This is a genomic window from Rhizobium sp. YS-1r (assembly GCF_000757525.1).
GTDB lineage: Bacteria > Pseudomonadota > Alphaproteobacteria > Rhizobiales > Rhizobiaceae > Neorhizobium > Neorhizobium petrolearium.
Genome location: NZ_JPYQ01000022.1, coordinates 177,189 through 195,641 on the forward strand (window position 1 = coordinate 177,189; position 18,453 = coordinate 195,641).

Annotated in this window: 17 protein-coding genes; 10 read left to right on the forward strand and 7 right to left on the reverse strand. The window is 62.9% G+C overall.

Annotation, left to right across the window (positions count from 1 at the left end):
* Positions 1-2: 2 nt before the first annotated feature.
* The 6 genes from JL39_RS15670 to JL39_RS15695 are packed head-to-tail and all read right to left on the reverse strand — an operon-like array spanning position 3 to position 4,663.
* Positions 3-506, reverse strand: a complete 504-nt coding sequence (locus JL39_RS15670; protein WP_037152291.1) for a hypothetical protein — start codon at positions 504-506, stop codon at positions 3-5.
* Positions 503-1,123: a hypothetical protein gene (locus tag JL39_RS15675; protein ID WP_037152293.1), complete on the reverse strand. Its 621-nt coding sequence runs from the start codon at positions 1,121-1,123 to the stop codon at positions 503-505. The genes JL39_RS15670 and JL39_RS15675 overlap by 4 nt, the downstream gene beginning before the upstream one ends.
* On the reverse strand, positions 1,123-1,737 hold the full coding sequence (locus tag JL39_RS15680) for a hypothetical protein (protein ID WP_037152296.1): 615 nt from the start codon (positions 1,735-1,737) through the stop codon (positions 1,123-1,125). Before JL39_RS15680 ends, JL39_RS15675 begins: the two co-directional genes overlap by 1 nt.
* Positions 1,734-2,495 (reverse strand): ABC transporter ATP-binding protein, encoded by a 762-nt coding sequence (locus tag JL39_RS15685; RefSeq protein ID WP_037152300.1) that lies wholly within the window; start codon positions 2,493-2,495, stop codon positions 1,734-1,736. The genes JL39_RS15680 and JL39_RS15685 overlap by 4 nt, the downstream gene beginning before the upstream one ends.
* Positions 2,492-3,556 carry an iron ABC transporter permease gene (locus tag JL39_RS15690; protein WP_037152302.1) on the reverse strand — a complete coding sequence of 355 codons (1,065 nt, stop codon included), beginning with the start codon at positions 3,554-3,556 and terminating at the stop codon, positions 2,492-2,494. The genes JL39_RS15685 and JL39_RS15690 overlap by 4 nt, the downstream gene beginning before the upstream one ends.
* Before the next feature lie 3 nt (positions 3,557-3,559).
* Positions 3,560-4,663, reverse strand: a complete 1,104-nt coding sequence (locus JL39_RS15695; RefSeq protein WP_037152551.1) for an ABC transporter substrate-binding protein — start codon at positions 4,661-4,663, stop codon at positions 3,560-3,562.
* A 372-nt stretch (positions 4,664-5,035) separates the two neighbouring features.
* Here JL39_RS15695 and JL39_RS15705 point away from each other — a divergent pair, with 372 nt between their 5' ends.
* From JL39_RS15705 to cydX, 6 genes are all read left to right on the forward strand, one after another.
* The gene (locus JL39_RS15705) at positions 5,036-5,608 is read left to right on the forward strand and encodes a GbsR/MarR family transcriptional regulator (protein WP_037152310.1); all 573 of its coding nucleotides are present in this window, start codon (positions 5,036-5,038) and stop codon (positions 5,606-5,608) included.
* 47 nt (positions 5,609-5,655) lie between these two features.
* Positions 5,656-7,398, forward strand: coding sequence for a thiol reductant ABC exporter subunit CydD (gene cydD / locus JL39_RS15710; protein WP_037152553.1), 1,743 nt, complete (start codon positions 5,656-5,658; stop codon positions 7,396-7,398).
* Positions 7,395-9,086 carry a thiol reductant ABC exporter subunit CydC gene (gene cydC, locus JL39_RS15715; protein WP_037152313.1) on the forward strand — a complete coding sequence of 564 codons (1,692 nt, stop codon included), beginning with the start codon at positions 7,395-7,397 and terminating at the stop codon, positions 9,084-9,086. The genes cydD and cydC overlap by 4 nt, the downstream gene beginning before the upstream one ends.
* Before the next feature lie 81 nt (positions 9,087-9,167).
* On the forward strand, positions 9,168-10,745 hold the full coding sequence (locus JL39_RS15720; RefSeq protein ID WP_037152316.1) for a cytochrome ubiquinol oxidase subunit I: 1,578 nt from the start codon (positions 9,168-9,170) through the stop codon (positions 10,743-10,745).
* A 4-nt stretch (positions 10,746-10,749) separates the two neighbouring features.
* The gene (cydB, locus tag JL39_RS15725) at positions 10,750-11,907 is read left to right on the forward strand and encodes a cytochrome d ubiquinol oxidase subunit II (RefSeq protein ID WP_037152319.1); all 1,158 of its coding nucleotides are present in this window, start codon (positions 10,750-10,752) and stop codon (positions 11,905-11,907) included.
* 18 nt (positions 11,908-11,925) lie between these two features.
* Positions 11,926-12,069 (forward strand): cytochrome bd-I oxidase subunit CydX, encoded by a 144-nt coding sequence (gene cydX, locus JL39_RS31055; RefSeq protein WP_081952859.1) that lies wholly within the window; start codon positions 11,926-11,928, stop codon positions 12,067-12,069.
* A gap of 76 nt (positions 12,070-12,145) precedes the next feature.
* Here the strand turns inward: cydX and JL39_RS15730 are convergent, their stop codons facing one another.
* Positions 12,146-12,442 (reverse strand): metalloregulator ArsR/SmtB family transcription factor, encoded by a 297-nt coding sequence (locus JL39_RS15730; protein ID WP_348270566.1) that lies wholly within the window; start codon positions 12,440-12,442, stop codon positions 12,146-12,148.
* A 190-nt stretch (positions 12,443-12,632) separates the two neighbouring features.
* Here JL39_RS15730 and JL39_RS15735 point away from each other — a divergent pair, with 190 nt between their 5' ends.
* From JL39_RS15735 to JL39_RS15750, 4 genes are all read left to right on the forward strand, one after another.
* Positions 12,633-13,925, forward strand: a complete 1,293-nt coding sequence (locus tag JL39_RS15735; protein ID WP_037152325.1) for an FAD/NAD(P)-binding oxidoreductase — start codon at positions 12,633-12,635, stop codon at positions 13,923-13,925.
* A gap of 31 nt (positions 13,926-13,956) precedes the next feature.
* Positions 13,957-14,160: a DUF2892 domain-containing protein gene (locus tag JL39_RS15740; protein ID WP_037152328.1), complete on the forward strand. Its 204-nt coding sequence runs from the start codon at positions 13,957-13,959 to the stop codon at positions 14,158-14,160.
* Positions 14,161-14,241: 81 nt separating this feature from the next.
* Positions 14,242-15,255: an efflux RND transporter periplasmic adaptor subunit gene (locus tag JL39_RS15745; protein ID WP_037152331.1), complete on the forward strand. Its 1,014-nt coding sequence runs from the start codon at positions 14,242-14,244 to the stop codon at positions 15,253-15,255.
* Complete coding sequence (locus JL39_RS15750) at positions 15,252-18,437, forward strand: efflux RND transporter permease subunit (RefSeq protein ID WP_037152334.1); 3,186 nt, start codon at positions 15,252-15,254, stop codon at positions 18,435-18,437. Before JL39_RS15745 ends, JL39_RS15750 begins: the two co-directional genes overlap by 4 nt.
* The last annotated feature ends 16 nt before the right edge of the window (positions 18,438-18,453 follow it).

The window sequence follows — 18,453 nt, forward strand, 5'->3', positions numbered from 1 at the left end:
GATCAGGCCTCTTCGTAAAGGACGTCGGCCGGCGCAGCGAGCAGCCGGTCGGCCATTTCCTGCTTCAGATAGGTCAGGCGCTCTTCCTCCTGCGGGCTGCGGTCCGGTTTCTGGCCGAGGCGGATGAATTCTTCCCGCACATGGCCGTCCTTGAGCTGTAGGGTGACCGTCTTGCCGCGATAGGTGAGCTCGAAGACATAGTGCTGCAGGACATCGCCGCGCTCCGGCTTCTCCAGCGCGTGATCGACCGTATAGCGTCCCTCCGTCAGGCCGCGCGTCACCATTTCAAAGGCGTCGCGTCCGCCGGGACCGCGAAAGGCGGTGCGAGTGATGATCTCGCGCCGTTCCGGCGGGCCGTCGGGGCTGACGAGGGGAAAGCCGCGCTGCATCACCTTGAAGGCATGCGCCACGCCACCCGGAAAGCCGAAGCCGTGGAAGTGCATGATGTCGGCATAGGTGTAGGAGAGCGGCTTGCCGTTCTCGAGAACATCGATTCTATCGGTCATTTTCGTGGTGCTCCGTCCAGCTCTTCGCGCATCCAGGGCAGGAAACCGTCCAGGAAGCGCGTCGTTGCCGGCATGAAATGCGACCCGTGATGGAAGCACGGATCGAGGCTGGTGATGATCATGCGACCGGGCGTCGTCACCTCGTCCACATAGAAGATCGGTTTTCCCCCGCCGTTGACGGCGAGCACCTGCGAGCCGTCAGGCGGGTCGAACCAGCCGTGCAGGTGCCAGGTGAGGTCCCTCTCTCCGAGGCGGTCGAAGAGAGAATGATCTGGCGAGGCGATGCGGACGCCGAGGTCGGCGCCGGGTGTCAGCCACCACCACCAGTTCGTCGGCTGGGGCGTGAAGGTGATGCCGGGCAGGAAGACCTCCAGGGCCGTCTCGCCGGTGGCGACGATCGTGCCGGCCTGGTCCAGATAGGCGCGGAGTTGGTCGGCATGAGGCGCCAGCCGATCTGCAGGCGTGCGGCAGGGAATGAAGACAACGGCGTGTTCGGCAAGGTCCTCGCCGGGCAGGTCTTCCGGCCGCACGAGCCTGTCGAAGTAATGAGCATAACGCGGTGCTTCGAGCGTCTCGATATGATAGTAGGCGCCGGGATGGATCGCGAGGATGCTCATCAGTTCAGTTCTCCGGAAAGCCACGCGACGGAGCGATGGGCAAGCAGTTTCTTGATTTCGGGATCGTCGCCGCAGCCCCAGAAGTCGTTTCCCGCATGGGAGAGGAGTTCGCCGCCCTCAGGCCGCGCCCACACCCAATCGACCGGGATTTTTGCCGGCCCGAGCGCATTGATGACGATGGCACCTTCCGGCGGCGGATTGTGCCCTCGGCCATAGAAGCCGGCGACGCCGCGATTCGTTTCGAGCTTCCTCTGGTCGATCCCGGCGAAGATCGGGTGATCGTGGAGCCGGGTCTGGTTGAAGTCTGGCCGTTTCGGCTGGGGCATCGGGATATAGGTCCCGAGTTCCGGCAGGATCGGCCGCAGGATGTGACCGTGATGGATCCACCGGCCGCCGCGATCGAGGAAACCCGCGACCGCCGATGAGAAACGCTGAAAGCCGATCTGGTCGAGATGCGTGGTGGTGATCAGGCCGCGGGCTGTGTCGAAATGTTCCTCGGTGAGTTCCATCTCGCGCACCACTTTCATGGCTCCCGAGGCGACGGCATCCGCAAAGAGCGGTGCCGTCATGGCAAACGGCTCCTGGTAGTGAGACTGGATCATCAGGATGGTCATGCGGCGCGGATTCCTGCAAAGGCGGGCAGAACTGCCCGGTGGGTTTCTCCGGAGGGGCCGTCAAGCTCGACGACCCGCATCGGCACGCCGTAAAGGCGCTCCAGATGGTCCGGCGTGATCGTTTCGGCAACGGGGCCGAACAGCGGCGGCTGGCCGTCCGGCATCATCAGCAGTGCATCGTCCGCGGCGGTCAGTGCATGATTCGGATCGTGGGTGGTGAAGACGATCGCCTTGTCGCGCGGTGCGCGCAGCGCGTTGAGCAACGTCAGCAGCCGTTCCTGGTTGTGAAGGTCGAGGGCCGCGGCGGGCTCGTCGAGAACCAGTGCTTCCGAGCCGGTCGCCAATGCACGGGCGAGCAGCACGAGCTGCCTTTCACCTCCGGACAGCCGGTCGAAGAAATGATCGGCGAATCGGACAGCACCGGCTTTCTCCAACGCCGAATGAGCGATGGCAAAGTCGTTCGAGCCCGGCTGGCCGAACAGGCCGAGATGGGCGGCACGACCCATGACGGCGATATCGATCGCCCGGTAGCGCTGGTTGCTGGTGCCGGTCTGCGGTACGTAGCCGACGATCTCCGGCGCGATCCGCTGGCCGGTATCCAGCCGCTGGAAGCCGAGCATCGCTTTCAGCGTCGTCGTCTTGCCGCGGCCATTGGGGCCGAGGATGGCGAGCGTCCGGCCGACCGGTACGGAGAAGCTCAAGCCGTCGATGATCGTCCGTGCGCCGAAACGGACGATGGCGTCCTCAAGGCCGATCATGATCCGGTCCTTTCACGGTAGTGGTTGCGCAGCAGGACCGCGAAGATCGGCGCGCCGACCAGCGCGGTGATCACGCCAAGCGGGATTTCGGCGGCGGTCGCGGTGCGAGCGAGCGTATCGATGATCACCATGAACCCGGCGCCGAGGATGACCGAGGCCGGCAGCAGCGCGCGATGATCGTGGCCGACCAGCAGGCGGGCCGCATGCGGGATGACGATGCCGATCCAGCCGATGATGCCGGAGACGGCCACCTGGCTGCCGACGATCACGGCGATCAGCCCGAAGACCAGCCAGCGCTCGCGGGTCGTATTGGCGCCGAGGCTCTGCGCTTCGGCCTCATCCAGCGATAGGATATTAAGGCGGAAACGGAGCATCCATAGAAGCACGGCTCCGAGGATGAGGCCGGGTGCCGCGATCAGGGTGCGTTCCCAGGTGGCGGTTGCGAACGATCCCATCAGCCAATAGACGATCGCGGGCAGCGAGGTGTTGGGATCGGCGACGAATTGCAGAAGCGACACGACCGCCGAAAACATTGAACTGATGACGAGGCCGGAAAGAATGACGGTGACCGTCTCGGTCCGGCCGTTGATGCGTGAGAGCATGCCGACGAGGATGAGTGCCGCCATGCCGAAAACAAAGACCATGGCGATCAGCGGAAAACCCCAGATGCCGAGCATGATCGCCAGGGCTCCGCCGAAGGCTGCTCCTTGGGAAATGCCGAGAATATCCGGCGAGACGAGCGGATTGCGGAAGACGCCCTGAAGCGCTGCGCCGGCGACGGCAAGCCCGGCACCGGCAAGCGCCGCCAGAACGACGCGCGGCGCCCGGACGAGCAGCACGATGCGCTCGTCGATGCTAGCAAGCTCCCGCGCCGGATTGATGATGCCGAGCCAGATGAGTTCCAGCGCCCGACCCGCCGGAACCGAAAAGCGGCCGACGCAGAGGCTGACCACGAAGGCGACGGCGAAGAGCGCCAGGAGTGCGGCGAAGACGGCCGTCTGCCTCGCGATATGTGAACGACGGGCCACCGGGGCCGCCCCATCCTGCGTCACGACCGCCATCTCTTATTCCGCCTTGAACTGCGTGTAGTTCGCAGCATCGCCTTGCTGCTTGGTCCAGAGGATATCGTCGATATCCGCGTCGGTAAGCTCGTAATTGTAGAGCGTCTTGTATGCGGTCTTCATCTCGCCGCGGACATCGTATTTGAAGACGTCCGGCTGGATCAGATTGGCTGCCCACATCCAGGAGAGCGGCGACTCCTGGTTCGGCGGATCCCAGCGATAGCCGCCAAGCGGCATCTTGTAGACGCGCCTGTTCCTTGCAGCCTTGGTGAGCGACAGGACCGGATCGTTGTAGACCCAGTCGACACCAAGTTTGGCCTCGAAGGCATTCAGCAGGATCACGTCGGGATCCCACTCGGCGATCTGTTCCTTGTTGATCGAAACCGTGCCGTTCAGTTCGGCAGAGGCATTTCTGCCGCCGACGAGTTCGATATACCAGGCATTGTAATTGCCCTTGGTGCCTGACGCTGTGATGTCGGAGAGGGCTCGGCCGACATAAAGCACGTTGGGGCGCTTGTCCTCGGGGATGGTTTTGGCCTTCGCCTCGATATCCTTCTGGATGTGGTCGCGCCATTCGACCAGTTCGCCGATCCGCTCCGGCTTCCCGAGTGCCGTGGAGGCCATGGTCATATATTCACGGGTCAGCTCTTCGGTTCCGTAAAGAATCAGCATGGCGGTAAGCCCGGCATTGGTGATCGGCGCGACGATATCGTTGCCGCGACCGCCCCACTGGATGACGAGGTCGGGATTGGTGGCTGTCAGCGCCTCGACATTCGGCACGAAGTTCGGCGCGGTCACGTCGGAGGGAATATCCTTCGCTTCCGGGAAGATCTTGCCGAGGATGCCTTCCGTCACGGCGCTCTTGGCGGTCGGGTTCATGCCGACGAGCTTGCTTGTAGAACCGTCCAGCGCGATGACAGTCGATGCCATCGGGATGACGATCGAGACGATCCGCTCGGCCGCCTTGGCGAGGCGGACCTCGCGGTTTTCCTGATCCTTGAAGACGATCTCCTCTGCCGCGACGCCCTGAGCAAGGGTGCCCGCCAGCAGGCCGGAAAAGGCAGCGGCGAGAAGGCCGCGAGAGGCAATACGGATAAGCCGAACCATCATCTGTCCCCGATTGGTTGCTGTGTCGGGGAGCATTCCTAATCCGCGCGATTAATGTTGTCTACAAATCTCCACTTTAAATTTGATCGCAGATGCAAATCTCCAGATCAGGGATGATACGGCGGTCCGGTCGTGGAGGATCCTTCTTGGCTGCTCCGTTGTTCGCGCCCCGACATTGCCGGACGACCCGGCGCGGAACCTTGCCGCCTATTCCGGTCTCGCACCCTGTCTTATCGCGTTCGTCCCTCGCCTTGTCGGCGGTTCCCTCAAGCTCTTGTGAGCGTCTGAAGAAGGATTCGTTCTTGCGCAGATGCAGCATGCTGACTATATGGTTTTCAGAAATTTCTGAAATCTCTGTCTGGATTGAATTTTATGAACCTTCCTCCCATCGTCCAATCTTTCGTGCTGCATTTCGGCGAGATGGGAAGCCGCTGGGGTATCAACCGCACGGTCGGCCAGATCTATGCGCTGCTCTATGTATCGCCCGAGCCGCTGTGCGCCGACGAGATTGTCGAGGCGCTCGGCATTTCCCGTTCCAACGTCTCGATGAGCCTGCGCGAGCTCCAGGGCTGGAACCTCGTGCTGCTCAAGCATCTGCCTGGCGACCGACGGGATTTTTTCACCACGCCGGATGATGTCTGGCAGATTCTGCGAACGCTCGCCGAGGAAAGGAAGAAGCGCGAGATCGATCCCACGCTCTCGGTCCTGCGCGAGATTCTGATGCAGCAGCCCGCCGGTGACGACGAGCGTTTCGCGCAGGAACGCATGGCGGAAATGCATACGTTGATCGAGCGCCTGACGAACTGGTACGATGATGTCAAACAGCTCGATACGGATCGGTTGGCGATGCTGCTCGGACTCGGATCGAAGGTCACCAAGCTCCTGGAGGCCAAGGACAGGATCGTCTCCATTGGTCGCCGGAAACCGGCAAACGGGGAGCAATGACGATGGCCTCGACCGGCACGCTCTTCGCTCCGCCGCGGGCGGCACGTATGGGGACTGCCGCTTCGCGTTCGGGGGAGAACGTCACCGAAACCACGCCGACCGAAGCTGATGCCGGCAATATTTCCTCGGGACGGTCCGAGCCGATTCGCCTGTCGCGCCTCGGGCCGGTTCTCCAGGTGCTTGCCTCGCTGCTTTGGCTCCCGCAGGCCGGCCTGTTGAGCCTGGGCATTGGAAGTCTTGCCGCAGGAGGGACTGTCGGCACGGTTTTCTGGTATGCGACTGGTGTCCTCCTGCTTGGTATCGCCAGGTCCGTTCTGGCCGCACTCGGCACTCGCGTGGCTTTTAAAGAGGCGCGCGCCGCCCTGTCCCATTGTCGTGCCCGTGCGGTTCAGGTTCTCGCCTCCCGCTCGCCGCTTGATCCGCAACGGCCGGCCTCCGGCCTCGCCGCCAGCACGCTGGCCGAGCAGGCCGAAGCCATCGTGCCCTATCTCTCGCGCTTCCAGCCGGCGCGGTTGCGGGCGACCGTCTTCCCGTTCACAATTCTGCTCTGCGTGCTGGCCTATTCCTGGATCGCGGCCCTTGTGCTGCTTGTTGCCGCGCCGCTGATTCCGATCTTCATGGCATTGGTCGGATGGCGGGCCAAGGCTGCGAGCGAGGCGCAGCTTGCCGAAATGGGCGGCATGAACGCCTTTTTGCTCGATCGCCTGCGCGGCCTGGCGACGATCCGCGCCATGGAGGCGGTGGAGGTGACGGCATCGAGACTGAGAACCAATGCCGAAAACCTGCGTCTGCGCACCATGGCCGTGTTGAGGATCGCCTTCCTTTCGTCGGCTGTCCTTGAGCTTTTTGCAGCGCTCGGCGTTGCCATGGTCGCGGTTTATGTCGGCTTCCACCTTCTCGGGCAGCTTCCCTTCGGCGCCTGGGGAGAAAAGCTCTCGCTCGGCGAGGGCCTGTTCATCCTCCTGCTCGCGCCGGCCTTCTTCGAGCCGCTGCGTGATCTGTCGGCTGTATGGCACGATCGTGCGGCAGGAGAAGCGGCGCTCGATGCGCTCCGCCGGCTGTCGGAAAAAGGCCCGGAACTGCCCGGTTCGGAAAGCGGGCAACGGCCAGCCGCAACCGCCGGTCATGCGGCACTGTCCGTCCGCGTCGAAAATCTCCGCTTCCGCTATTCCCCGCAGGACAGCTCCGTATTCGATAGCTTCAACCTGAAGGTTGCGTCGGGAGAGCACATCGCCTTGCTTGCGCCGAGCGGCAAGGGCAAGTCGACATTGATTGCGCTGATCGCCGGCCTCGCGCTTCCCGAGGGCGGGCGCATCCTGATCGGAGGAGAGGCACTCTCGTCGGATAATGCAGCGCGGCTGCGTCGGAACATCGCCTGGATCGGCCAGAATTCGCACGTCTTTGCCGGTACTCTTGCCGGCAACGTGACACTCTGGCGGCCGGATATGGATCGCCAGGCGGTCCGGGCGGCCCTGAATCTCGCCGGCCTCGGAGAGGTTGCCGCGAGGAGGGGGCCGGCTCCGGTCGGGGAAAACGGTGTCGGCCTTTCAGGCGGAGAAGCCTTGCGACTGGCGCTGGCGCGCGTCATAGCGACCCCGCAAGCCGGGCTGGTCCTCGCCGACGAGCCGACTGCCCATCTCGATACCGTCACCGCCGGGAGCATAACCGATGCTTTGATCGCATTTGCCCGAGGTCGCACGTTGATCGTCGCCACCCATGACCCTGTATTGGCCGCACGCATGGACCGCGTCGTTGATCTGACGACGATGAACCCGGAGGAGGTAGCATGAGACGACTTGTTCGCCGGCTTCATCCGATCGCCGCCCTGTTCCTGTCCGGCAATCGCGCCATGCTTCTTGCCGGTACGCTTCTTTCGGTCGTGACTGTGCTGTCCGGCATTGCGCTCCTTGGCCTTTCCGGCTGGTTCATCACCGCCACCGGAATAGCCGGACTGTCGGTGGCGACGGCACTCGCCTTCGATGTTTTCGCGCCGGCGGCGGGCATCCGCTTTCTCGCACTGGCGCGCACGGCGGCCCGGTATGGCGAGCGGCTGACGACGCATGACGCGACGCTGCGGATCCTTTCGGACCTGCGCGAACGGTTGTTTCGGGGCTGGGCGGTGTCCGGCGCCGCGGGCGAGCTCGCCAAGCGACCGTCACGCCTCCTTTTCCGCCTGACGCTCGATATCGACGCGCTCGATTCGCTTTATCTGCGTGTGCTGGTGCCGATTGCCGGCGCCCTTTTGGTTGCCTTGGCGAGCGGCATCGCCCTGGGGCTGATGCATCCGCTCCTGGGGCTTGCCGTCGCCACGCTTCTCATCATCGCCGGGATCGGCATACCGGTCGCGGCGGTCATGGCGGCGAGGCGGCCTGTCCAGCGTCGCGCCCGCGCCCTTGAGGTCTTCCGCTCGCAGGTCATAGACCTCGTTGCCGGCCAGCGCGAGTGGATCATGGCCGGCCGGCTCCGGGCACGCCAGGAAAGCCTTACGGCTGTCGACCGCTACCTCTCCGGGAGCGATGATGCTCTGAACCGCATCGAAACATGGTCCGATGCGGGTTTCGGTATCGCGAGCGCGCTGCTGCTGGCCGCGACCCTTGTCGCAATGGCATTCCTCGTGGAGGCCGGCTCGATCGGTGCTCCGGTCGCCGCACTCGGTCTGATGCTGGCGCTCGCGGCGCTCGAACCTTTCGGCGCCCTGCGGCGAGGTGCGATCGAACTCGGCCGCACGCTGCTTGCCGCGTATCGGATCTCGCCTCGGCTGGAAGACCGAGGGTTGGCGCCAGTCGACATTGCGCCACCGCCCGGCGTCGCCGTTCGCCTGCAGGACGTCGCGGTCCGGCATCCCGGCACTTCGGCGCCGGCATTGCGTAGCGTGACGTTTTCGATCCGCGATGGTGAGCGGATAGCTTTGATCGGGCCGAGCGGTGCGGGCAAGTCGACCCTCCTTGCGCTCATCGCCGGCGAGATTGGCGTCGAAGCCGGGCGTGTTGAATGTCTCAAAGCGACGCTCCTGACACAGCGTACCGAATTGTTCCAGGACAGCCTGCGCGACAATCTCCGCCTTGCCGATCCTGAGGCAACCGACATCTGTCTGTGGGATGCATTGGATGCCGCCGGTCTGCGACGTGATGTCGAGGCCTTGCCGGCGAGACTTGAGACCCGGCTTGGGGAGGGCGGTCACGGCCTTTCAGGGGGACAAGCGCGCAGGCTTGCCCTTGCACGACTCTTCCTCCGCGATACGCCGCTCTGGCTGCTCGACGAGCCTACTGAAGGGTTGGACGGCGCAACGGCGCGCGACGTGCTTGACCGTCTCGACGCGAGATCGGCGGGCCGAACGATGGTCATCGCGACGCATATCCGGCGGGAAGCCGCGATCGCCGATCGTCTGGCCATCATGGATCGCAGAACCATAATCGCCGTCATGCGGCGGGGCGAGCCGGATTTCACCGACGCCCTCGACGCGTTGCGACCCGACTAACCAGACTTTGACGATAATCAAGTGCGGCCTGCCGGGTTTTTGCCATAGTGGCGGCAGACCGGAGCAAACGGAGAAACTGAAATGGACCTTGGCATCGTAGACCTATCGCGTTTGCAATTCGCGATTACCGCACTTTACCATTTCCTCTTCGTGCCTCTGACGCTCGGTCTCTCCGTGCTGCTGGCGATCATGGAAACGGTCTATGTGATGACCGGCCGGACGATCTGGCGGCAGATGACGAAATTCTGGGGCACGCTGTTCGGCATCAACTTCGTTCTCGGCGTCGCCACCGGCATCGTGATGGAATTCCAGTTCGGCATGAACTGGAGCTATTACAGCCACTATGTGGGCGATATCTTCGGCGCCCCGCTTGCGATCGAGGGGCTGATGGCCTTCTTCCTCGAAGCGACCTTTGTCGGCCTCTTCTTCTTCGGATGGGACAAGCTCTCGAAAGTCGGTCATCTCATCGCGACCTGGGCGGTAGCGCTCGGCTCCAACTTCTCTGCGCTGTGGATTCTGATCGCCAACGGCTGGATGCAGAATCCGGTCGGCTCGGCCTTCAATCCGCAGACCATGCGCATGGAAGTTACGGACTTCTTCGCCGTTCTTTTCAATCCGGTCGCCCAGGCGAAATTCGTGCATACGGTCTCCGCCGGCTACGTCACCGCTTCGATCTTCGTGCTCGGCGTTTCCGCCTGGTATCTGCTGAACGGCAGGTACGCCGAACTGGCAAAACGTTCCATGACCGTGGCGGCCTCCTTCGGCCTAGCCTCGTCGCTCTCGGTCGTCGTGCTGGGTGACGAAAGCGGTTATCTCTCCACCGAGCATCAGAAGATGAAGCTCGCCGCCATCGAGGCGATGTGGAAGACCGAGCCGGCGCCGGCCGCCTTCACGCTGATCGGTATCCCGGATCAGCAAGCCCGCGAGACCCATTATGCGATCCACATCCCCTGGGTCATGGGGCTGATCGGCACGCGTTCGCTGACGACCGAGATTCCCGGCATCGAAGACCTGGTCGAGCATGCGAAGGTCCGCATTCGCAATGGCATCATCGCTTTCGACGCTCTCCAGCAGATCCGCGCGGGGGGAGAGAGCGGTACTGTCGCCCCGGAAGTGCGCAAGGCGTTCGAGGACCGTGGCTCCGATCTTGGTTATGCGCTGCTCCTGAAGCGGTATGTCGACGATCCGCGCCAGGCGACGGATGCGCAGATCGACAGCGCCGCCTGGGATACCGTACCGGGCGTTCTGCCACTCTTCTGGTCGTTCCGCATCATGGTCGGATTGGGCTTCTTCTTCATCGCCCTGACGGCCCTGTTCTTCTATCTTTCGGCGCGGCGCATGCTCGATCGCTATCCCTTCCTGCTGCGTGTGGCCGCCTTCGCGATACCATTGCCCTGGATTGCCGCCGAACTAGGCTGGGTTGTCGCCGAGTTCGGCCGCCAGCCCTGGATCATAGAGGGTGTGCTGCCGACAGCCGCTGCGGTTTCCAACCTCGGCGCTTCGACCGTGCTCCTGACGATCATCGGCTTCGTACTGATCTATACGGTCCTGTTCATCATCGAGATGGCGTTGATGGTTCGGGCGATCCGCAAGGGGCCGGAACCGGACGATGAACCGGAAGCCGAACTCGTATCGCCCTCCCTCGTAGCCGCGGAGTAAGACAATGATCCTGCATGACTTGATCGACTATGAGACCCTGCGCATCATCTGGTGGCTGCTGCTCGGCGTGCTGCTGATCGCCTTTGCCGTGATGGACGGCTTCGATCTCGGGACCGCCTCCCTCCTGCCTTTCGTCGCCAGGACGGATGTCGAGCGGCGCGTCGTCATCAACGCCGTCGGGCCGGTATGGGAAGGCAACCAGGTCTGGCTGATCCTCGGCGGGGGCGCGATCTTCGCCGCATGGCCGCCGCTTTATGCGGTTTCCTTCTCGGGTTTCTACCTTGCCATGTTCGCGATCCTGTTCGCGCTCATCCTGCGTCCGGTCGGTTTCAAATACCGCTCAAAGCGTGAGAGCGCGGCATGGCGGTCCGCCTGGGACTGGGCGCTCTTCGTCGGCGGTTTCGTGCCCGCGCTTGTCATGGGCGTTGCCGTCGGCAACGTGCTCCAGGGCGTTCCATTCCATTTCGACGGCGACCTTCGTATCTATTATGAGGGCACGACGCTGTTCGAACTGCTCAATCCGTTCGGCCTGCTCTGCGGGCTCCTTTCCGTGGCCATGCTCCTCATGCATGGCGCGGCCTGGCTGATCCTGAAAACCGAGGGGCCCGTCGCCGTGCGCGCACGCGGCTATGGCAGCATCGCTGCGATCGCGACGATCGCCCTGTTCGCGATCGGAGGATTGTGGCTGTGGCTCGGTATCGATGGTTATCGGATTACCAGCGAGATCGTCACCACCGGCCCGTCGAACCCGCTCGGCAAGACCGCCGAACAGGCTCCCGGCGTCTGGTTTGAAAACTATGCGGCTCACGGCTGGATGATGATCGCGCCCGCCCTGGGTTTTCTCGGCGCGGCGGGTGGCCTCGTCTTCATGCGTGGCCGGCGGGAAATCCTGACGATACTTTCCACGGCCGTCTCGATCCTCGGCATCATCTCGACGGTCGGATTGTCGATGTTTCCCTTCATCCTGCCTTCGTCGGTCGATCCCCGGTCGAGCCTGACGGTCTGGGATGCCTCATCGAGCCATCTCACGCTTTTCATCATGCTCGTCGTGACGGTGATCTTCGTGCCGATCATCGTCGCCTACACGGCTTGGGTCTACCGGGTTTTGTGGGGCAAGGTCGATGAAAAGGAAATCCGCGACGGCACCGGCCACGCTTATTGAATGGAAAGGAAAACTGGAATGTGGTATTTCGCATGGCTTCTTGGCTTACCGCTTGCCGCCGCCTTCGCCGTCCTCAACGCCATGTGGTACGAGCTGATGGATGACGCGGCGCAGAAGCGGTCGCAATCCGCTTCGGTTGCGACAGATGGTCGCTCGCGATAGCGAACCTCCAGAGGCGCCATCCCGCGATGGCGCCTCTCTCTTTCCGATTTCACCGAAGCGGTTTTTCTCGCGTCAGTCACTTCTTCGGGCCTAAACCCCCACAGAATGCCGAATAGAGCGCGCCGACGACGACCGATACTTCAGGACGTGCGATGCGATAATAAACTGTCGTTCCCTCGCGGCGCGCCTCGACAAGCCCGTCTGCCCTCAGCCGCATGAGTTGCTGCGACATGGGCACCTGTTCGATCAGAAGCTCCTGACGCAGCTCGGCGACGGATTTTTCTCCCTCCGCCAGAGCGCACAGTACCAGCAGGCGCTGTGGATGAGACAGGCTGCGCATCAACTCGGCTGCCGACTCGGCGGCTGGGATCATATTCTCTACATTCATATTCTTGAATTTATAATCTTTGAATGTTACATGCAAGGCATTCGAACCGCGCCAGGTAGGCGGGGAGGCCTGTTCCGGTGCCGGATTCCACCACCAGTCCGGCGAAATTGAGCAGGATCAAGGCGGATTGGCGCGACACAGGAAGAATAAGGCAAACGGCTCTGGAGGAAATGCCATGTCTCACATCGTCATTCTTGGTGCAGGTCTCGGCGGAATCATAATGGCCTACGAAATGAAGGCCAAGCTCCGGCGCGATGATCGCGTCACTGTCGTCAACCTGGGCTCGACCTATTCCTTCGTGCCCTCGAACCCCTGGGTCGCCGTCGGCTGGAGGCAGCCGGAGGATATCGCCGTCGACCTTATTCCCGTGTTGAAGCAGCGGGACATCGCATTGCGCCCGGAAGGGGCCGAACGCGTTGAGCCGGCCTTGAACCGGATACGGCTCAACGGCGGCGATATCGTCGATTACGATTATCTGGTCATCGCAACGGGGCCGGATCTCGCCTTCGACGAGGTTCCCGGACTTGGCCCGGATGGGTATACTCAATCCATCTGCCATACTGATCATGCCGTGGCGGCCAAGGCGGCCTTCGACAAGCTCGTCAAGGCGCCGGGCCCGATCGTGATCGGCGCCGCACAGGGCGCCTCCTGCTACGGTCCGGCCTATGAATTCGCTTTCATCCTGGACACCGCCCTCCGCAACGCGCGCGTCCGTGACCGGGTGCCGATGACCTTCGTGACACCGGAACCCTATATCGGCCATCTTGGCCTGGACGGGGTCGGCGACACCAAGGGCCTTATCGAAAGCGCTCTCAGGGAGCGACACATCAAATGGATCACCAATGCCAGGACCACCAGGGTCGAGCAGGACAAGCTGTTCGTCGAGGAAGTGAATGACGATGGTTCCGTCAAGACGGCGCACGAACTGCCGTTTTCCTTCTCGATGCTGCTGCCGGCCTTCCGTGGCGTGCCGGCGGTCGCCGGCATAGAAGGGCTGACCAATCCGCGCGGCTTCATCGTCATCGACAAGCATCAGCGTAATCCGGTCTATCCGAATGTCTTCGCGGTCGGGGTGTGCGTTGCTATCCCGCCTGTCGGCAAGACGCCCCTGGCGGTCGGCGTGCCGAAGACGGGGTTCATGATCGAATCCATGGTGACCGCGACGGCGGAAAACATCGCCGCCCTCGTCAAGGGCGGAGAACCGAAGGCCGTTGCGAGTTGGAATGCTGTCTGCCTTGCCGATTTCGGTGATGACGGCATCGCCTTCGTCGCCCAGCCGCAGATACCGCCGCGCAACGTCAACTGGTCGTCGCAGGGGCGCTGGGTTCACGCCGCCAAGGTCGGCTTCGAGAAATATTTCCTTCACAAGGTCCGGCAGGGCAAGAGCGACACCTTCTATGAAAACCTCGTGCTCGACCTGCTCGGAATCAAGAAGCTGAAGGAAATCCACATGGAGACGGCCGAATGAGCGCCGTCCGGGAAAGCAGAAGGAGAAAACAATGACAATCGATCGTGCTGTCATGATGTTTGCAGGCTTCATGGTCCTCGTGTCCCTGGCGCTCGGCTTCTACGTGTCGCCGTGGTGGTATCTGCTGACGGTCTTCGTCGGGCTGAACCTGATCCAGGCTTCGGTCACCGGCTTTTGCCCGGCGGCCATCGTCTTCAAGAAGCTCGGAATCAAGGCCGGCACCGCGTTCCACTGAACAGCGGCAGCGGGTGATCCGACCATATCCCTCCAACATGGGGAGCAGCAGGCAATGCCGCTCCCCGAAAGAATAGCATCCATGTTTCGATCTATTATTCACCTTGCCGGTGCCGCCCTCATCGCGACGACGGTTCTCGCAGTCCAAGGGTCCTGGGCTGCGGAGTTCATCGTCAAGCCTGTCACGATTCACGAGATGAAGGCCGTTTTCGGTCAGGTCGAAAGCCATATCGTGGTTCCGGCCCGCACCCGCATCGGCGGCTCCGTCCGCGAGATACACGTTAGCGAGGGTGACGAGGTCAATGAGGGACAGATCATCGCGCTGATTGTCGACGACAAGCTCGCGCTTCAACTCAACGCAGCGGACGCCAAGATCAAGGCGCTGAACTCGCAGCTCGATAACGCCCGCATCGACCTTGAACGGTCGCAGCAGCTTAGGGAAACTGGCACCGGCAGCCAGGCTCGCCTGGATCTGGCAAGAACGCAGTTTGAGGTAACCTCCAACGAGGTGACCGTCGCCAAGGCAGAGAAGGCCGTAATCGAGCAGAATGTGCGGGAAGGCGAGGTTGTCGCGCCGGCGACCGGTCGGGTACTCACCGTGCCGGTAACCCTCGGTTCCGTCGTCCTGGCCGGGGAAGATATCGCTCGCGTCGCCCCGGGCCCGTATTATCTGAGACTGTCCCTGCCGGAACGCCATGCGACGGAAATCGTGCAGGGCGCGCCGGTCATGGTCGGGGAACGGGGCCTCACGCAGTCTCCTGGCCAGGCCGCCACCGCCCATGCGGGGCGGATTGTCAAGATCTATCCGGAAATCAGCGACGGACGTGTGATCGCCGATGTCGAGGTCGAAGGCATTGGTGACTACTTCGTCAAGGAGCGCACGCTGGTATCGATCCCGGTCGGCAAGCGCACGGCTCTCGCCGTGCCGCCGGAGGCAATCCGCACCGTGCATGGCGTCGACTATGTGAAGGTCGCCACAGCCGATGGCGAAATGGATGTCGCCGTGATCCTGGGAGAAACCTTCGAAGAGGACGGCATGAAGCGCACCGAGGTCCTCTCGGGCCTGCGCGACGGCGATCGGATCCTGCTGCCATGAAAGTTGGTATCGCTGGCGGTCTTACCCGCGCCTTCATCACCTCCCCGCTGACACCGCTTTTCCTGCTGGCTGCACTGGCGCTCGGCCTGGTCGCGCTGCTGACGCTGCCGCGCGAAGAGGAGCCGCAGATCTCCGTGCCGATGGTCGACATCCACGTCGATGCGAACGGGCTCAAGGCGGAGGATGCAGTCAAGCTCGTCACCGAGCCGCTCGAGACCATCGTCAAGAGCATCGATGGGGTCGAGCATGTTTATTCCCAGACCGAGGACGATGGCACCTTGGTCACCGCGCGTTTCGAGGTCGGCACCAATGCGGATGCGGCCATTCTCCGTGTGCACGAAAAGATCCGCGCGAATATGGACCGTATCCCGGTCGGTATTCCGGAGCCGCTGATCGTCGGCCGCGGGATTGATGATGTTGCGATCGTCGTCGTCACCCTGCGGCCGAACGAGGAGGCCGCCTCGCGCTGGACGGCGAACGATCTGACGCGGCTGGCGCGGGAACTGCAGGTCGAGGTTTCGAAACTGCCCGATATCGGCCTGACCTACATCGTCGGCGAGCAGCCGGAGCAGTTCCGCGTCGAGCCAGACCCCGAAAAGCTCTCGCTCTACGGCATCACGCTGCAACAGCTTGCCGCCAAGATCGAGGGGGCCAATCGTTCGTTCCGCATCGGCACGATCCGTGATGATGGCGGTCAGCGTGCCGTCGTTGCCGGCCAGACCCTTCAGGCGCTGCCCGAGATCGGCAACCTGCTGCTCACCGCGCGTGACGGGCGCCCTGTCTATGTACGTGATGTCGCCAGCGTCGTGCTCGCGACGTCGCCCGCGGAGAACCGCGTCACGGATATCCGCAAGGCCCAGGACGGGCTCAACCGGGCACCGGCGGTTTCGCTCGCCATCGCCAAGCGACCTGGCACCAACGCCGTGGTGATCGCGGAGGAAATCCAGCAGCGCCTTGAGCAGGTACGCGGCCAGATATTCCCGGCCGATGTGGAGATGACGGTCACGCGCAATTACGGTGAGACCGCCAATGAGAAGGCCAACGAGCTTCTGTTCCATCTCGGCCTGGCGACGGTCTCCATCGTCGTGCTCGTCGCCGTTGCCATCGGCTGGCGCGAAGCCGTGGTCGTCGCGGTCGTCATCCCGACGACGATCCTGCTCACGCTGTTTTCGGCATGGATCATGGGCTATACGCTGAACCGCGTCAGCCTGTTCGCGCTCATCTTCTCGATCGGCATCCTGGTCGATGACGCGATCGTCGTCATCGAGAACATTGCGCGCCACTGGGCGATGCATGACGGACGTTCGCGAACGCAGGCCGCCATCGATGCGGTTGCCGAGGTCGGCAATCCCACCATCGTTGCGACGCTGACGGTGGTCGCGGCTCTTCTGCCCATGCTTTTCGTGTCGGGCATGATGGGCCCCTACATGAGCCCGATCCCTGCCAACGCCTCGGCGGCCATGCTGTTTTCCTTTTTCGTGGCCGTGATCCTCACCCCGTGGCTGATGCTGAAGATCAGCAGGGAACATGCGGGCGCGGGGCATGATACGGCAGGTGCAGAAGGTGGCATGCTTGGCCGGCTCTACGTCGCAGCCGCCCGGCCGATCCTGAAGACCAAGGCACGTTCCTGGGCATTTCTCCTGATCGTCGGCTTCGCCACGCTGGCTTCGCTCGGGCTCCTCTATACGAAGCACGTGACGGTGAAGCTGCTGCCGTTCGACAACAAGTCCGATCTCCAGGTCGTCCTCGACCTGCCGAAGGGATCGTCTGTGGAGGATACGGACCGCACCCTGCAGGCCGTCGTCGAAAGGCTCGCCCCGGTTCCGGAGATAGTCTCGTTCCAGGCCTATGCGGGAACGGCCGCGCCCTTCGATTTCAACGGGCTGGTACGGCACTACTATCTGCGGGCCAACCCCGAACAGGGTCAGGTGGCCGTGAACCTCTCGCCCAAGGGCGAGCGGGAGCGCGCAAGCCACGCCATTGCTCTTGATCTGCGCGAGCGTCTCAAGGGGCTGGACCTGCCGGAGGGCACCGTGCTGAAGATCGTGGAGCCGCCGCCCGGTCCGCCGGTGATCGGCACCCTGCTTGCCGAAGTTTACGGTCCGGACCCGGAAACCCGTCGCGCCGTGGCCGGCAAGGTGCGTGAAGCCTTCGCAAGCGTCCCCTTCATCGTCGATGTCGACGATAGCTATCACAACCAGTCGGAACGGACGCGCATCGCCATCGACCAGGACAATCTCGAATATTACCGGGTCGAGCAGTCCGACGTCTATGATACGTTGAACTATCTCTATGCCGGCACGACGGTCGGTTATTCCCATCGCGGCGGCCGCCAACCGATACCGATCCGGATCGCCTTGCCAAAAGAGGCCGCCACGGTCGGCGAGCGTGCATTGGCGACGCCGGTGCCTGCCGATACGCTGCCGGGCGGGCGCGGTGTGGTCGAACTCGGCGACGTGGTCGATGTCCAGCGCGAACCGGCATCCTATCCGGTCTTCCGGCACAATGGCCGCGCGGCGGAAATGGTGATGGCCGAGCTTGCGGGTGCCTACGAAGCGCCGATCTACGGCATGCTCGCCGTGCAGGACGCCATCGACAAGGCCGACTGGGGCAATCTGCCGAAGCCCGTCACCTCTCTTCACGGACAGCCTGACGACGAGACCCGGCCGACGCTCCTGTGGGACGGCGAATGGGAGGTGACCTGGGTGACCTTCCGCGACATGGGGGCAGCCTTCATGGTAGCGATCCTCGGCATTTACATCCTGGTCGTCGCCCAGTTCGGTTCGTTCAAGCTGCCGCTGGTCATCCTGACGCCGATTCCGCTTACTTTCATCGGTATCATGCTGGGGCACTGGCTGTTCGGCGCTCCGTTTACGGCAACCTCGATGATCGGCTTCATTGCGCTGGCCGGCATCATCGTGCGCAATTCCATCCTGCTCGCCGACTTCATCCGCCATGCCGGCGGACCTGACCGGCCGCTGGTCGACGTGCTGCTGGAGGCGGGTGCCATCCGTTTCAAGCCGATCCTGCTCACCGCGCTTGCGGCGATGATCGGCGCGGCGGTCATTCTCGCCGATCCGATTTTCCAGGGGTTGGCGATCTCGCTGCTCTTCGGGCTTGCCTCGTCGACGCTGCTCACGGTGCTGGTCATTCCGGCGGTGTATCGCGTTCTGCGGAGCTGACCGTGTGATTGATGGC

Excerpts from the sequence above, each read along its gene's own strand:
- JL39_RS15670 (WP_037152291.1), bottom strand. The coding sequence starts at position 506 with ATGACCGATAGAATCGATGTTCTCGAGAACGGCAAGCCGCTCTCCTAC.
- JL39_RS15675 (WP_037152293.1), bottom strand. The coding sequence starts at position 1,123 with ATGAGCATCCTCGCGATCCATCCCGGCGCCTACTATCATATCGAGACG.
- JL39_RS15680 (WP_037152296.1), bottom strand. The coding sequence starts at position 1,737 with ATGACCATCCTGATGATCCAGTCTCACTACCAGGAGCCGTTTGCCATG.
- JL39_RS15685 (WP_037152300.1), bottom strand. The coding sequence starts at position 2,495 with ATGATCGGCCTTGAGGACGCCATCGTCCGTTTCGGCGCACGGACGATC.
- JL39_RS15690 (WP_037152302.1), bottom strand. The coding sequence starts at position 3,556 with ATGGCGGTCGTGACGCAGGATGGGGCGGCCCCGGTGGCCCGTCGTTCA.
- JL39_RS15695 (WP_037152551.1), bottom strand. The coding sequence starts at position 4,663 with ATGGTTCGGCTTATCCGTATTGCCTCTCGCGGCCTTCTCGCCGCTGCC.
- JL39_RS15705 (WP_037152310.1), top strand. The coding sequence starts at position 5,036 with ATGAACCTTCCTCCCATCGTCCAATCTTTCGTGCTGCATTTCGGCGAG.
- cydD (WP_037152553.1), top strand. The coding sequence starts at position 5,656 with ATGGGGACTGCCGCTTCGCGTTCGGGGGAGAACGTCACCGAAACCACG.
- cydC (WP_037152313.1), top strand. The coding sequence starts at position 7,395 with ATGAGACGACTTGTTCGCCGGCTTCATCCGATCGCCGCCCTGTTCCTG.
- JL39_RS15720 (WP_037152316.1), top strand. The coding sequence starts at position 9,168 with ATGGACCTTGGCATCGTAGACCTATCGCGTTTGCAATTCGCGATTACC.
- cydB (WP_037152319.1), top strand. The coding sequence starts at position 10,750 with ATGATCCTGCATGACTTGATCGACTATGAGACCCTGCGCATCATCTGG.
- cydX (WP_081952859.1), top strand. The coding sequence starts at position 11,926 with ATGTGGTATTTCGCATGGCTTCTTGGCTTACCGCTTGCCGCCGCCTTC.
- JL39_RS15730 (WP_348270566.1), bottom strand. The coding sequence starts at position 12,442 with ATGATCCCAGCCGCCGAGTCGGCAGCCGAGTTGATGCGCAGCCTGTCT.
- JL39_RS15735 (WP_037152325.1), top strand. The coding sequence starts at position 12,633 with ATGTCTCACATCGTCATTCTTGGTGCAGGTCTCGGCGGAATCATAATG.
- JL39_RS15740 (WP_037152328.1), top strand. The coding sequence starts at position 13,957 with ATGACAATCGATCGTGCTGTCATGATGTTTGCAGGCTTCATGGTCCTC.
- JL39_RS15745 (WP_037152331.1), top strand. The coding sequence starts at position 14,242 with ATGTTTCGATCTATTATTCACCTTGCCGGTGCCGCCCTCATCGCGACG.
- JL39_RS15750 (WP_037152334.1), top strand. The coding sequence starts at position 15,252 with ATGAAAGTTGGTATCGCTGGCGGTCTTACCCGCGCCTTCATCACCTCC.